At 59.9% G+C, this 14,548-nt stretch carries 14 protein-coding genes and 1 pseudogene; 10 read left to right on the forward strand and 5 right to left on the reverse strand.

The genetic code is table 11. From position 1 onward, the window contains the following. Positions 1–771: a 2OG-Fe(II) oxygenase gene (locus ACZZ0D_RS04335; protein WP_463552530.1), complete on the reverse strand. Its 771-nt coding sequence runs from the start codon at positions 769–771 to the stop codon at positions 1–3. Between the two features lie 91 nt (positions 772–862). After that, positions 863–1,489 (reverse strand): alanyl-tRNA editing protein, encoded by a 627-nt coding sequence (locus ACZZ0D_RS04340; RefSeq protein WP_212548963.1) that lies wholly within the window; start codon positions 1,487–1,489, stop codon positions 863–865. An 88-nt stretch (positions 1,490–1,577) separates the two neighbouring features. Here ACZZ0D_RS04340 and ACZZ0D_RS04345 point away from each other — a divergent pair, with 88 nt between their 5' ends. Further along, the gene (locus ACZZ0D_RS04345; RefSeq protein WP_053122682.1) at positions 1,578–2,576 is read left to right on the forward strand and encodes a LysR family transcriptional regulator; all 999 of its coding nucleotides are present in this window, start codon (positions 1,578–1,580) and stop codon (positions 2,574–2,576) included. 87 nt (positions 2,577–2,663) lie between these two features. On the opposite strand, the gene ACZZ0D_RS04350 is transcribed toward ACZZ0D_RS04345, so the two are convergent. Together ACZZ0D_RS04350 and ACZZ0D_RS04355 are read right to left on the reverse strand one after the other, a co-directional pair. Next, positions 2,664–3,071, reverse strand: coding sequence for a PA2817 family protein (locus ACZZ0D_RS04350; RefSeq protein WP_053122680.1), 408 nt, complete (start codon positions 3,069–3,071; stop codon positions 2,664–2,666). A 74-nt stretch (positions 3,072–3,145) separates the two neighbouring features. Beyond that, positions 3,146–5,593, reverse strand: a complete 2,448-nt coding sequence (locus ACZZ0D_RS04355) for an acyl-CoA dehydrogenase (RefSeq protein WP_463552531.1) — start codon at positions 5,591–5,593, stop codon at positions 3,146–3,148. A 249-nt stretch (positions 5,594–5,842) separates the two neighbouring features. Here ACZZ0D_RS04355 and ACZZ0D_RS04360 point away from each other — a divergent pair, with 249 nt between their 5' ends. The 5 genes and pseudogenes from ACZZ0D_RS04360 to ACZZ0D_RS04380 all read left to right on the forward strand — a co-directional run. Beyond that, on the forward strand, positions 5,843–6,502 hold the full coding sequence (locus ACZZ0D_RS04360) for a transglutaminase-like domain-containing protein (RefSeq protein ID WP_463552532.1): 660 nt from the start codon (positions 5,843–5,845) through the stop codon (positions 6,500–6,502). 43 nt (positions 6,503–6,545) lie between these two features. Then, positions 6,546–7,169 (forward strand): glutathione S-transferase family protein, encoded by a 624-nt coding sequence (locus ACZZ0D_RS04365; RefSeq protein ID WP_463552533.1) that lies wholly within the window; start codon positions 6,546–6,548, stop codon positions 7,167–7,169. A gap of 123 nt (positions 7,170–7,292) precedes the next feature. Continuing rightward, a complete protein-coding gene (locus ACZZ0D_RS04370) occupies positions 7,293–8,225 on the forward strand; it encodes an ABC transporter ATP-binding protein (protein WP_053122667.1) in 933 nt (310 codons plus the stop codon). Next, on the forward strand, positions 8,222–9,001 hold the full coding sequence (locus tag ACZZ0D_RS04375) for an ABC transporter permease (protein ID WP_053122664.1): 780 nt from the start codon (positions 8,222–8,224) through the stop codon (positions 8,999–9,001). The genes ACZZ0D_RS04370 and ACZZ0D_RS04375 overlap by 4 nt, the downstream gene beginning before the upstream one ends. 153 nt (positions 9,002–9,154) lie before the next feature. Beyond that, positions 9,155–9,331, forward strand: a pseudogene (locus ACZZ0D_RS04380) (ABC transporter permease); the annotation flags it as partial. Positions 9,332–9,485: 154 nt separating this feature from the next. On the opposite strand, the gene ACZZ0D_RS04385 reads toward ACZZ0D_RS04380, so the two are convergent. Further along, complete coding sequence (locus tag ACZZ0D_RS04385) at positions 9,486–10,004, reverse strand: DUF2062 domain-containing protein (RefSeq protein WP_463552534.1); 519 nt, start codon at positions 10,002–10,004, stop codon at positions 9,486–9,488. 136 nt (positions 10,005–10,140) lie between these two features. On the opposite strand from ACZZ0D_RS04385, the gene ACZZ0D_RS04390 reads away from it, so the two are divergent. The 4 genes from ACZZ0D_RS04390 to lpxK all read left to right on the forward strand — a co-directional run bounded on the left by ACZZ0D_RS04390 (position 10,141) and on the right by lpxK (position 14,547). After that, complete coding sequence (locus ACZZ0D_RS04390; RefSeq protein ID WP_463552535.1) at positions 10,141–12,375, forward strand: DNA internalization-related competence protein ComEC/Rec2; 2,235 nt, start codon at positions 10,141–10,143, stop codon at positions 12,373–12,375. Positions 12,376–12,476: 101 nt separating this feature from the next. Beyond that, positions 12,477–13,112, forward strand: coding sequence for a MotA/TolQ/ExbB proton channel family protein (locus tag ACZZ0D_RS04395; protein WP_007908216.1), 636 nt, complete (start codon positions 12,477–12,479; stop codon positions 13,110–13,112). Further along, positions 13,109–13,537 (forward strand): ExbD/TolR family protein, encoded by a 429-nt coding sequence (locus ACZZ0D_RS04400; protein WP_053122649.1) that lies wholly within the window; start codon positions 13,109–13,111, stop codon positions 13,535–13,537. The genes ACZZ0D_RS04395 and ACZZ0D_RS04400 overlap by 4 nt, the downstream gene beginning before the upstream one ends. Then, positions 13,537–14,547, forward strand: coding sequence for a tetraacyldisaccharide 4'-kinase (gene lpxK / locus ACZZ0D_RS04405; protein WP_463552536.1), 1,011 nt, complete (start codon positions 13,537–13,539; stop codon positions 14,545–14,547). The genes ACZZ0D_RS04400 and lpxK overlap by 1 nt, the downstream gene beginning before the upstream one ends. The last annotated feature ends 1 nt before the right edge of the window (position 14,548 follow it).

The raw sequence follows: 14,548 nt of genomic DNA on the forward strand, positions 1-14,548 counted from the left end.
TCAGCTCCAGAAAGTCAGGGGTGAAGCATTGCCGCGATAGCCGACAAAGAAGGAAAGGCTCAAACGCGGATCTGCCACGCCCGGCGTCACCGAGTGCATGCAGCGCGAATTGAACATGATGAAGTCGCCTGGTTCGGGGCGTACCTCAAGGGCTGGGCGGCCTAGCAGCGACGGGTCGATGCCGTAGCTGTCGCCGCGCATTTCGTCGAACTGATCCGGCGTGATGTCGTCGTCCCACATCTGCAATGCGCCGCCCTCGGTGGGCATGTTCAGGTACACGTTGCAGGCAAATTGCGCATCGAGGCTGCGCGCCTGAAAACTGTCCGGAGCGTCCTTGGCGAAAATGTCGTGGTGGGCGAGAAAGCACACGCCGGGCTTCACCACGCGCGACAGGCCGACGTACATTTTGCGTCCGTAGAGGTTTTCCAGATGCGCGCCGGCCGGCCAGGATTCGTCGAGCATGCAGCGCAAGGTGTCGACCGGAGAGGAGTAGGGCGCGCAGCGATGGCGCAGCTCGGCGATGTTGCGGGTGGCGAGTTCGAAGTAGTCCTCGATCAGCATCGGCTGATTTTCTGCCTCGTAAAACGCCATGCCGATTCGGCCGATACTTGGGGCGTTGATGTAGCCCTCATAGCCCGGGGCGAGAATCTTGTCGCCAATTTCGATCGCCAGCGGCTTGGGCAAAAAGCCTTTGACGCGGATGGCGAGGACTTCTTCGTTGGCCAGTTTTTTTATGCACGTCTCATCGAGACGCTCGACGTCTAGCATCATTTTATTTTAGGTCCATCTATCGATAGTCAACGGAACCGGCGAGTGCGGTTCCACGGCGTCGGGCGCTGCGTGGCGGCAGCGCCCGAAATGCTCAATCCACGCTGTAGTGGACGGACAGCGTGCCCTTCTTCTGCGAGAGGGACGCGATCGTGACTGTGCCCAGATCCTTCAGGCTACGTACATGGGTGCCGCCGCAACCGTAGGCTGGCAGCTCACCGAAACTGATTTCCCGCGCGCCTTCGCGCAGCGAGGTGAGGCGTGGCAGATCGTGTTCGATCCACTGGCCGACGCCGTATTGAACGGTCTCGGCATCGACATCCTGGGCGACATCGCTGGGTTTGAATTGCACTCGGCCTTCGTCCGGCCAGTGATGCGCCTTGATCGGTGTCCAGCCCATGGCCTGGACGAAATGACCGATCAGGTGACCGGCCGAATGCATGCGTGTGTTGAAGCGACGGCGATCTTCGTCGACGCGGATACAAGTCATGCCGAGCGCTACCGGGCGATCAACGAAATGCACGATGCGCTCTGGCTCCTGCACCACGCGCAGCACCTGGCTTTCGCCGATCCAGCCGGTATCGCAAGGCTGACCACCGCCCTGTGGGTGAAACAGGGTGGCACGGAGCACCACGGCATATTCGTTTTCGTGGGGTGTGCAGTCGAGGACTTCCACGTTGGCCTTGAGGTCATCACTGTGGAAAAACAGGCGAAGCGTCATGTTTCAGGCCTTATTAAAGTTCTGTTTTTATTATATGAATCGTGCAATAACGTGATAATCCATCCAAACATCAAAGGACTTGTGCGCTGTGAGCATCAATCTGCCGCTACCGCTGCTCGGTGAAATGGCGATTTTCGTCAAGGTCGTGGAGACCGGCAGCTTCTCTGAAGCGGCTCGCCAACTGGGCTCTTCGCCGTCGGCGGTCAGTCGCAGCATCTCGCGGTTGGAGAAAGCCCTGGCCACGCGCTTGTTGCAGCGCACCACGCGCAAACTGCGCTTGAGCGATGGCGGCGAAGAGGTGTTCAAGCGCTGTCAGGAGATGGTCAGCGCGGCCAAGTCGGTGATGGAAATCAGCGGCCAGTTCACCCACGAAGCGGAAGGGCTGGTGCGCGTCAGCGTGCCGAAAGCGGTGGGGCGCTTTGTGATTCATCCGCACATGCCGGAGTTTCTGCGGCGCTATCCCAAAGTCGATGTCGAGTTATTGCTGGAGGATCGGCAGGTCGATCTGATCGATGATCATGTTGATCTGGCCATCCGCATCACCGATCGGCCGCCGGCGGGGTTGGTCGGACGTCAATTACTGACCATCGACCATATGCTCTGCGCCACGCCGCAATACCTCGCCGAACACGGCACACCCACGCATCCGCATGACCTGCTCAATCACAGTTGTATTTATCTGGGCGAAACCCCGAGCGATGCGCGCTGGAAATTCAAGAAGGGCAGCAAAGCGGTGACGGTCGGGGTACGCGGTCGCTATGCCGCCAATCACACTGGCGTGCGACTGGGCGCGGTGTTGCAGCACATCGGCATTGGCAGCCTGCCGTACTTCACTGCGCGTTATGCGTTGGAGCAGAAGTTGGTGGTGCAGGTGTTGCCGGACTGGACGTTCCTGGCTTCGTATCACGGTGGGCTGTGGCTACTGCATTCGCCGACGCGGTATCTGCCGCCGAAATTGCGGGTGCTTATCGATTTTCTGGTGGAGTGTCTGGAGAAGGAACCGACCCTGAGCAAGCCGGGGAAGGTGGGCAATGCGAGTAACGCCGCGATGGCGTATGAACTGCCTGAAAGTGAGGGATTGCTTTAACGCAAAAGCAAAAAATCGCAGCCTTCAGCAGTTCCCTGTAGGAGCTGCCGAAGGCTGCGATCTTTGATCTTCAACCAATCTATTTGATCAGTGCTTGCTGTCCTGAGCAGACATCGCCAGCAACTGCTTTTCCTGATTCCAGTCGAACGGTTCGTCGTTCTGTTCAGCTTCGAAACGACGTTCTTCCAGCGCCTGATACAAGTCGATTTCTTCATCGGCCAGGTAATGCAGGCAATCACCGGCGAAGAACCACAGCAGATCCCGCGGGATCAGGTGGGCAATTTGCGGATAACGGCTAATCACTTGAGTCAGGATGTCCTGGCCCAGGTATTGGCTTTCGATCGGATCGATCGGCAACGAAGCGAGCAGTTCGTCGAAACGCTCCAGAAACAAGGCATGGCTTTCTTCGGGAACCTGTTCGGCCTCACCTACGGCGACCAGGATACTGCGCAGGTGGTCGAGCAAGACAAGATGATCGGCAACGACGTTGGACACGAGATAAGTCCTCAAGAGCAAAACGGGCGCGGGAGTATAAAGCTCCTGCGCCCGCTTGGACATGGGTCTCAGGATCAGCGGACTTTGCCCTCTGCCTGTTTCAGCTCTTCTTTGTCGAAATCATCGACATCGATCACCTTGCGTCGCGCCGCTTCGGCATCACGCAGGCTCTGCGCTTCCACCGCTTGCAGTACGCCGGCCTCCAGTGCCGCGTCGATCGCGTGTTCGCCGGCGACCGGTTTGACCTGACCGCTTTTCAGCGACGCATGCAGCTTTTTATGCAGCGGTTGCGCAGCCGTCAGCAGGTCGCTGGCGTGTTGCAGCGCACCCACCGCATCGTCCGGCGATTGCGGGCGATAGCAGCCGGCAAGCAATTCTTCCAGCGCCGGATCGCCTTTCGCCCGACCAATCACGCCAGCCACTTCGGCACCGAGTTTGTCCGACGGGCCTTTGTGACGACGGCCAAACGGGAAGACGATGACGCGCAGCAGGCAACCGAAGACTTTGTTCGGGAAGTTGCGCAGCAACTCGTCCATGGCGCGTTCCGCCTGGCCGAGGCTTTCTTCCATCGCCCAGCGGAACAGCGGCTCCATGTACGCCGGCGAATCCAGATCGTGATAACGCTTGAGCGCCGCCGAAGCCAGATATAGGTTGCTCAACACATCGCCCAGTCGCGCCGACAGACGCTCGCGGCGTTTCAGCTCACCGCCGAGCAGCATCATGCTGAAGTCGGCAAGCATCGCGAACGCGGCTGCCTGACGGTTAAGCGCGCGGAAGTAGCCTTGGCTGATCTTGTCGCCCGGCGCATGTTCGAAGTGGCCGAAACCAAGGTTCAGCACCAGCGTGCTGGCGGCGTTGCTCACGGCAAAACCGATGTGCTTGAGCAGCAGACCGTCGAACTCTTTCAGCGCCTGATCCTTGTCCTCACGACCGGCCAGGGCCATTTCCTTGAGCACGAACGGATGGCAGCGAATCGCGCCCTGACCGAAGATCATCAGGTTGCGCGAGAGGATGTTCGCGCCTTCCACGGTGATGAAGATCGGCGCACCGTTCCAGCTGCGCCCAAGGTAGTTGTTCGGGCCCATGATGATCGCCTTGCCGCCGTGGACATCCATGGCGTGGCTGATGCATTCGCGGCCGCGTTCGGTGAGGTGGTACTTGAGGATCGCCGACAGCACCGACGGTTTCTCACCCAAATCCACCGCGTTGGCGGTGAGCATCCGCGCCGCGTCCATCATCCACGCGTTGCCGCCGATGCGCGCCATCGCTTCCTGAATGCCTTCGAACGCCGACAACGGCACGTTGAACTGCTCACGAATCTGCGCGTACTGGCCGGTGACCAGACTGGTGAATTTCGCCGCACCGGTACCCACCGCTGGCAGCGAAATCGAACGGCCGACCGACAGGCAGTTCATCAGCATCATCCAGCCTTTGCCGAGCATCTCTTGACCGCCGATAAGGAAGTCCAGCGGGATGAACACGTCTTTGCCCGAGTTCGGGCCGTTCATGAACGCCGCGCCCAATGGCAGGTGACGACGGCCGATCTCGACGCCGTCGGTGTCGGTCGGAATCAGCGCCAGGCTGATGCCGAGGTCTTCCTTGTCGCCGAGCAAGTGCTCTGGGTCATACGCTTTGAATGCGAGGCCGAGCAGCGTCGCCACCGGCCCGAGGGTGATGTAGCGTTTTTCCCAGTTCAGGCGCAGACCAATGACTTCCTGACCTTCCCACTGACCTTTGCAGATAATCCCGGTGTCGGGCATTGCACCGGCATCGGAACCGGCGAGCGGGCCGGTGAGGGCGAAGCACGGAATGTCGTCGCCACGGGCCAGACGTGGCAGGTAGTGATTGCGTTGTTCGTCGGTGCCGTAGTGCAGCAACAATTCGGCCGGGCCGAGGGAGTTGGGCACCATCACGGTGGAGGCGAGGTCGCCACTGCGGGTCGCGAGTTTCATCGCCACTTGCGAGTGGGCGTAAGCCGAGAAGCCTTTACCGCCAAATTCTTTCGGAATGATCAGGGCAAAAAAACCGTGTTCCTTGATGTGTGTCCAGGCTTCCGGCGGCAAGTCCATCGACTGGCCGATCTGCCAGTCAGTGACCATCGCGCACAGTTCTTCGGTCGGGCCATCGATGAAGGCTTGTTCTTCTTCGGTCAGTTGCACCTTGGGATAGGCCAGCAGTTTGTCCCAGTCCGGACGGCCGCTGAACAGCTCTCCATCCCACCACACGGTGCCGGCATCGATCGCGTCGCGCTCGGTCTGCGACATCGGCGGCAGGGTTTTCTGGAACCAGTTGAACAGCGGCGCGGTGAAATGTTTGCGGCGCAGATCAGGTAGCAGCAACGGCGCGGCGACCACCGCCAGCAGCACCCAGAACACCAGCAGCAGCCAGCCCGGTGCGTGACTGAAAATGCCCATTGCCAATAAGTAGACGGCAACGATGCCCAACGCGGGCAACGAGGCGATACGCCGGTGGGCGATATACGCCACCCCGACAATCAAAACCAGTATCCACAACAACAGCATATTTCAGTCCTCCGTGAACCAAGGCAAATCGACCCTCCAGAGCTTAGACCGCATCTGCAAAACCGGGTGGTCAGACCAAGGTGATTGAAATCGTGGGAAACCCCGGATGGTGTTCGTAGGTTCGGTGGGCAACACGTGTGGGAAATCGTTCGGTGATCCCGCGTCTTTGCGTCCAAGTTTGGCCGAAACGTCGTTATCTCTGTGCTTGAGCTGTCGCTAGACTCCAGTTTCATCAAGGAGATTGTCGTCATGCACGAATATCTGAGTCCCGGCCGCTTCACCGATAGTGACCACCCGGCGGTGGTGGAGTTCGCTGAACGACACCGGGGTGCCAGCCGCGACCCGGTCGAGCAGGCGATCAATCTTTATTACGCCGTGCGCGAAGCGGTGCGCTACAACCCTTACACCTTCAGCCGTGATCCGCAAACCCTGCGTGGCAGCTATGCATTGGCGGCGGGGGAGAGTTATTGCGTGCCCAAAGCCACGCTGCTCGCGGGTTGCGCGCGGCATTGCGGGATCCCGGCGCGGATCGGTCTGGCCGACGTGAAGAATCATTTATCGACGCCACGTCTGCTCGAATTGCTGAAAAGCGACATGTTCGCCATGCACGGCTACACCGAGTTTTTCCTCAACGATCGTTGGGTAAAGGCCACACCGGCGTTCAACCAGAAACTCTGCGAACTGTTCAACGTCGCGCCGCTGGAGTTCGACGGCATCAACGACAGTGTTTTCCACCCGTTCAACCGTGATGGCGCGCAGTTGATGGAGTACCTGGTCGATCACGGCCAGTTCACCGATGTGCCGGAAATCTTTTTCTTCGAACACCTGGAAAAATGCTATCCGCACCTGTTCGGCGATCAGCAGCCACAACTGTTGGGTGACATGCACAACGATGTAAGCCGCGTCTGATCCGGCGTATGCTGGCCGCCCACTCATTTGAAAAGAGGCGGTCATGCTGAAGATCTGGGGACGGAAAAACTCATCGAATGTCAGGAAGCCATTGTGGGCTGCCGAGGAACTCGGTCTGGCTTACGAGGCGATCGATGCCGGTGGCGCGTTCGGTGTGGTCGACACGCCGGAGTACCGGGCGATGAACCCGAACGGTCGCGTGCCGGTGATTGAAGACGACGGTTTCGTGCTGTGGGAATCCAACGCCATCGTGCGCTATCTGCTGGGCAAACATGCGCCGAACAGCACTTGGTATTCGGCCGATCCGCAAGCCCGCGCCCTCGCAGACAAGTGGATGGACTGGACGACCTCGAGTTTTGCCGGGCCGTTCCGCACGGTGTTCTGGGGCGTCTTGCGCACCCCGGCGGACAAGCAGGACTGGCCTGCGATCAACGCCGCGATCAAGGAATGCACCGAGTTGCTGAGCATGGCCGACGAGGCGCTGGTCAGCCAACCGTACCTGTCCGGAAAAGACATCGGCATGGGCGATATTCCACTGGGCAGTTTCATTTATGCCTGGTTCGAGATGCCCATCGAACGCGCCCCGCAACCACACCTGCAAGCCTGGTACGAGCGCCTGAAGCAGCGTCCGGCCTACCAGAAAGCCGTCATGACCGCGTTGACTTAATACCTACTATCGACACACTTGACTGTACTTGTACGGCGGCGGCAAGCAACATTGCGCACTTGCGCTGCGGTTGGATCCATCGCCGCCGTCTCCTTTCTTCCTTCCATGGTGCGTAAATCAGATATGAGTTCCGCTCTGTCCATCCGGCAGCTAACCAAAACCTACGGCAACGGGTTCCAGGCCTTGAGTGGTATCGATCTGGACGTCGCCGAAGGTGACTTTTTCGCCTTGCTCGGCCCCAACGGTGCCGGCAAATCTACGACCATCGGCATTCTCTCGACCCTGGTCAACAAGACCAGCGGCAGCGTGAATATCTTCGGTCATGACCTCGACAAGAATCCTGCGCAGCTCAAGCGCTCGATCGGCGTGGTGCCGCAGGAATTCAACTTCAATCAGTTTGAGAAGACCTTCGACATCGTTGTCACTCAGGCCGGTTACTACGGCATTCCGGCGAAGATCGCCAAGGAACGCGCCGAACAGTACCTGACGCAACTGGGCCTGTGGGACAAGCGCGATGTGCCGTCGCGTTCGCTGTCCGGCGGCATGAAACGCCGTTTGATGATCGCCCGCGCGCTGGTGCACGAACCGCGTCTGCTGATCCTCGATGAACCGACCGCAGGCGTCGACATCGAGTTGCGCCGCTCGATGTGGACGTTCCTCACCGAACTGAACCAGAAAGGCATCACCATCATCCTCACCACGCATTATCTGGAAGAGGCTGAGCAGCTGTGCCGCAACATCGGCATCATCGACCACGGCACCATCGTCGAGAACACCAGCATGAAACAGTTGCTGGGCCAGTTGCACGTGGAAACCTTCTTGCTCGATCTGAAAAACGACTTGAGCGTCACGCCGCAATTGCTCGGCTACCCCGCGCGGTTGATCGACAGCCATACCCTGGAAGTCCAGGTCGACAAATCCATGGGCATTACGGCGTTGTTTACTCAATTAGCGCAGCAGAACATCGAAGTGCTGAGCCTGCGCAACAAAACCAATCGTCTTGAGGAGCTGTTCGTGTCCCTGGTGGAGAAAAATCTGTCGAAGGTGGCGGTATGAGTTCCGAGTTACGTCCCAACCTCGTCGCCCTCAACACCATCGTTTATCGCGAGGTTCGACGCTTCACGCGGATCTGGCCGCAGACCCTGCTGCCGCCGGCGATCACCATGGTTTTGTACTTTGTGATCTTCGGTAACCTGATCGGTCGACAGATCGGCGACATGGGTGGCTTCACCTACATGCAGTACATCGTGCCGGGTCTGATCATGATGTCGGTGATCACCAACTCCTACGGCAACGTGGTCTCGAGCTTCTTCGGCAGCAAGTTCCAGCGCTCCATTGAAGAACTGATGGTGTCGCCGGTGTCGCCGCACACGATCCTGATCGGCTATACCTGCGGCGGCGTGCTGCGCGGTTTGATGGTCGGCGTGATCGTGACGATTCTGTCGATGTTCTTCACCGATTTGCAGGTGCATCACCTCGGCGTGACGATTTTGGTGGTGGTACTGACGGCGACGATCTTCTCGCTGCTGGGCTTTATCAACGCCGTGTTCGCGCGCAACTTCGATGATATTTCGATCATTCCGACGTTCGTGCTGACGCCGCTGACTTATCTGGGCGGCGTGTTCTATTCGATCACCTTGCTGCCGCCGTTCTGGCAGACCGTATCACTGGCCAACCCGGTGCTGCACATGGTCAACGCCTTCCGTTACGGCATTCTCGGTGTGTCCGACATCAAGATCGGCATCGCCATCACCTTCATGCTGGTGGCGACGGTGGTGCTATACCTCGGTTGTGCGCGGTTGCTGGTGAGTGGGCGCGGGATGCGTACCTGATCCACACACAATCCCTGTAGGAGCTGCCGAAGGCTGCGATCTTTTAATCTTGAAGATCACAATCAAAAGATCGCAGCGTGCCGCAGCTCCTACAGATAGTGTCCAGATAGCACAAACCAAAACGGCCTCCCATCGCGGAGGCCGTTTTGCATTGAGGATGTGTCGTTGGCCAACCCGGTGCTGCACATGGTCAACGCCTTTCGTTACGGCATTCTCGGTGTGTCCGACATCAAGATCGGCATCGCGATCACCTTCATGCTGGTGGCGACGGTGGTGCTGTATCTCGGTTGTGCGCGGTTGCTGGTGAGTGGGCGCGGGATGCGTACCTGATCCACACGCACAATCCCTGTAGGAGCTGCCGAAGGCTGCGATCTTTTGATCTTGAAGATCACAATCAAAAGATCGCAGCGTGCCGCAGCTCCTACAGATAGTGTCCAGATAGCACAAACCAAAACGGCCTCCCATCGCGGAGGCCGTTTTGCATTCAGGACTTGTGACTTTTCTTGCGCCGTGCCCACTGCCGCGCCACCCACCAACGCCAATACATCATCACCAGAAAGTAGGCGAGGGCACCGAGCACCAGTCCCACCACCACCGATCCCAGCAAAAACGGCTGCCACAACGTCGACAACTCACCGCTGATCCATTCCCAGGTCAGCTCATCGGGCAGATGCCGCGCGGGCACATCCATCAACCACGCTCCGGCCTGATAGGTGCAGAAAAACACCGCCGGCATGGTGATCGGATTGGTCAGCCAGACCAGGCTCACCGCAATCGGCATATTGCCGCGCACCATGACGGCAAGCGCGGCAGCCACCAGCATCTGCGCCGGAATCGGCAGGAAAGCGGCAAACAAACCGACCGCCATCGCCCGTGCGACCGAGTGGCGATTGAGGTGCCAGAGGTTCGGGTCATGCAGCAACTTACCGAGAAAGCGTAAGGATTTGTGTTCCCTGATGCTCGTCGGGTCGGGCATGTAACGTTTGAATAAGCGCCGGGGCATAAGGCTTCTCGGTCGGTTAAGGCGGCAAGTATGTCTGGATTCGGTGAACCGCCCATTCAGACTTTGTGACAATTGTTGACGGCGCGAGTGCGCAATACCCGCTATGCCTAAGAACGGGACTCTCAAGGACGGGCTTATGCGCACAGGGATGATGGCGCTGGCAGTCGGTCTGCTGGCCCCGATGTTTTTACCGGCATTACCGCCGGTCGGGTTGATGCTGGTGTTGCCGGTGGTGGGTTTGATGCTGTTGCCGTTTCGCAGCTATCCCTTGGCATTTTTATTGTTTGGCTTTGCTTGGGCTTGTGTCAGCGCGCAATGGGCGCTGAATGATCGATTGCCCGCCCATCTCGACGGTGAAACCCGTTGGCTCGAAGGGCGGGTGGTTGGCTTGCCGCAAAATGCGGACGGCGTGGTGCGTTTCGAACTGGCCGATGCGCACTCGCGACACGAAAAACTGCCGTCGCTGCTGCGTCTGGCCTGGTACGCCGGGCCGCCGGTCAACAGCGGCGAGCGTTGGCGATTGGCGGTCAAACTCAAGCGCCCCGTTGGTTTGCTCAATCCGGATGCGTTCGATCACGAGGCGTGGCTGCTCGCGCAACGCATCGGCGCGACGGGCACGATCAAGGATGGCCAGCGCCTGAGTGAAGCACGCTGGGCCTGGCGCGACAGCATTCGTCAGCGCTTGCTGGCAGTGGAAGCGCAAGGTCGCGCCGGAGCATTGGCGGCGCTGGTGCTGGGCGACGGTTCGGGGCTCAGCCGTGAGGATTGGCAGATTCTGCAGGACACCGGCACTGTGCATTTGCTGGTGATTTCCGGGCAGCACATCGGTTTGCTGGCGGCGGTTATGTACCTGCTGGTCGCCGGGCTCGCGCGTTTTGGACTGTGGCCATTGCGCTGGCCATGGTTGCCGTGGGCCTGCGGATTGGCGTTCGCGGCGGCGCTGGGTTACGCCTTGCTCGCTGGTTTCGACGTGCCGGTGCAGCGCGCCTGCGTGATGGTCGGATTGGTGTTGTTGTGGCGCCTGCGCTTTCGTCATCTGGGTGCATGGTGGCCGCTGCTGCTGGCGTTCAACGGCGTTCTGTTGCTGGAACCGCTCGCCAGTTTGCGTCCGGGTTTGTGGCTGTCGTTCGCGGCGGTGGCGGTGTTGATTTTCACCTTTGGCGGACGCTTGGGCGCGTGGCGTTGGTGGCAAACGTGGACGCGGGCGCAATGGTTGATTGCCATTGGTTTATGCCCGGTGCTGCTGGCGCTGAACCTGCCGATCAGTCTCAGCGAACCGCTGGCGAATTTGCTCGCGGTGCCCTGGATCAGTCTGGTGGTGTTGCCGCCGGCGCTGCTCGGCACTGTGTTGTTGCCGGTGCCGTATGTCGGCGAAGGACTGCTGTGGCTGGCCGGCGGTTTGATCGATTGGCTGTTTCGCGCACTGGCACTGATTGCTGGGCAATGGCCTGCGTGGACTGCGCCGTCGATACCGTTCTGGGTGTGGATTCTCGGCAGTCTCGGCGCCGTGCTGTTGCTATTGCCACGCGGGGTGCCGCTGCGGCCGCTGGGCTGGCCGTTGCTGCTGATTCTGGTGGTGCCGCCGCGTGAGCGACTGGACGAAGGACTGGCCGATGTCTGGCAACTTGATGTCGGCCAAGGCCTGGCAATCCTGATCCGAACCCGCCATCACACGCTGCTCTACGACGCCGGCCCGCGCTTCGGCGATTTCGATCTCGGTGAACGCGTGGTGCTGCCAGCCCTGCGTAAACTCAGCGTGGACAATCTCGATGTGATGCTGCTCAGTCACGCCGACGCCGATCATGCCGGCGGTGCGCTGGCGATTGCGCGGCGCATGAAGGTCGTCCGTGTATTGAGCGGCGATCCGCTGGGCCTGCCTGCCGAATTGAGCGCTGAAGCCTGCGAAAGTGGCGAGCAATGGCAGTGGGACGGTGTGCGTTTTCAACTGTGGATGTGGGCGGACGCCCGCGACAGCAACCAGCGCTCCTGTGTATTGCAGATCGAAGCCAACGGCGAGCGTCTGCTGCTGACCGGCGATATCGATGTGCATGCCGAGCGCGTTCTGCTCGGCAGTCCGTTGGCGGTGCCAACGCAATGGCTGCAATCCCCGCACCATGGCAGTCGTAGCTCATCATCCATGGCCCTGCTCAACGCGCTGAAGCCCGAAGCCGTGCTGATCTCCCGAGGCCACGGCAACGCCTTCGGCCATCCGCACCCGACCGTGCTGGCGCGTTATCGCAAACAAGGCCTGCGCATCTACGACAGCGCCGAGCAAGGCGCCATTCATCTGCAATTGGGCCGTTTCAAAGCGCCGTGGACGATGCGTCAACAGCGGCGTTTCTGGCGCGATCCGCCTGCGCTCGCCCGTTGATCGGTGCCAGCATGGATGGCGCATCACGGTCGTCGGAGCGGCGGGTCTTAATCGCGGATCGGTATGGTAAAGTGGCGCACTTTTTCGAGGGGACTGTCACTGTGTGGGAATTGGTCAAATCCGGCGGCTGGATGATGTTGCCGATCATTCTGAGCTCCATCGCGGCCATGGCGATTGTCGCCGAGCGCCTGTGGACCCTGCGCGCCAGTCGCGTCACCCCCGAGCATTTGTTGGGCCAGGTCTGGGTCTGGATCAAGGACAAACAGCTCAATAAAGAAAAACTCAAGGAATTGCGCGCCAACTCGCCGCTAGGGGAAATCCTCGCCGCCGGTCTGGCCAACTCCAAGCATGGTCGCGAGATCATGAAAGAGTGCATTGAAGAGGCCGCCGCCCGCGTCATTCACGAGCTCGAACGCTACGTCAATGCGCTGGGCACCATCGCCGCGATGTCGCCGCTGCTGGGGCTGTTGGGTACGGTGCTGGGCATGATCGACATTTTCAGTGCCTTCACCGGTTCCGGCATGACCACCAACGCCTCGGTATTGGCCGGTGGTATCTCGAAAGCGCTGATCACCACGGCAGCGGGCCTGATGGTCGGTATTCCGGCGGTGTTCTTCCACCGGTTCCTGCAACGCCGCATCGACGAGTTGGTGGTGGGCATGGAGCAGGAAGCGATCAAACTGGTTGAAGTGGTGCAGGGCGACCGTGACGTCGATCTGGCCGAGGGCCGCGCGTGAAATTCCGTCGCAAACCACGGGAAACGATCGACATCAACCTCGCGTCGCTGATCGACGTGGTGTTTATCCTGCTGCTGTTTTTCGTCGTGACCACCACGTTTACCCGCGAAACCCAGTTGCGCGTTGATTTGCCGGAAGCCGTCAGCGGCTCGCCCGCCGAAGATCAGCAGCTCAAGCAGATCGACGTGGCCATCAGCGCTGAGGGCGTATTTTCGGTGAACAATAAGATTCTGCCGAAGAACGATTTGGCGACATTGATGGACGCGATGCAGAAAGAATCCAACGGTGACACCAATATGCCGTTGTCGATCAGTGCTGACGGCAAGACGCAGCACCAATCTGTGATCACCGCCATGGACGCGGCCGGCAAGCTCGGTTTCAGCCATCTGCGCATGACCACTGTCGAGGCGGCGCCCAAATCCTGATGAGCCTGTCCGACCGCTTGCTCGCCGCGTGGTATCAGGGGCACCCGGCCCTGACGCTGCTGCGGCCGCTGGAAACGTTGTATCGCCGCGTGGTGGTCAACAAGCGTCAGCGTTTTCTCGATGGCCAGGGCGAAATTTATCAGCCGCCCGTGCCGTTGATCGTGGTCGGCAACATCACCGTGGGCGGCACCGGCAAAACGCCGATGATCCTCTGGTTGATCGAACACTGTCGGCGCAGTGGTTTGCGCGTCGGCGTGGTCAGCCGTGGTTACGGCGCCAAACCGCCGCAATTGCCATGGCGGGTCGAGGCCGATCAGGCCGCCGACGTTGCTGGCGACGAACCGCTGCTGATCGTCCAGCGCACCGGCGTGCCATTGATGATCGATCCCGATCGCAGCGCCGCCGTCAAAGCCTTGCTCGCCAGTGAACCGCTGGATCTGATTCTCTCCGACGATGGCATGCAGCATTACCGTCTGGCGCGAGACCTGGAGCTGGTGTTGATTGATGCCGCTCGCGGTCTCGGCAACAAGCGCTGCCTGCCGGCGGGGCCGTTGCGTGAGCCGATCGAACGTCTGCAGAGCGTCGACGGCGTATTGTTCAACGGTGCCACTGAAGATCGCGACGACGGTTTCGCTTTTCATCTGCAGCCGACCGCGCTGGTCAATCTGCGCAGTGGCGAGCGCAAGTCGCTCGAGCATTTTGCGCCGGGTCAGAGCGTCCACGCGGTCGCCGGTATCGGCAATCCGCAACGTTTCTTCAATACCCTCGAAGCGCTAGACTGGCGCGCAGTCCCGCATGCGTTTGCCGACCACGCCGAATACAGCGTGCAGGCGTTGAATTTCACACCGTCATTGCCGTTGGTGATGACCGAAAAGGACGCGGTGAAGTGCCGTGCCTTCGCTGCTGCCGACTGGTGGTATCTGGCGGTCGATGCCGTGCCGTCGCCGGCCTTCGTGGCCTGGTTCGACACACAGCTGATGCGCCTGCTGCCCGATCGGCTTTTGCCTTAAC

Source organism: Pseudomonas sp. AC193, assembly GCF_979258075.1.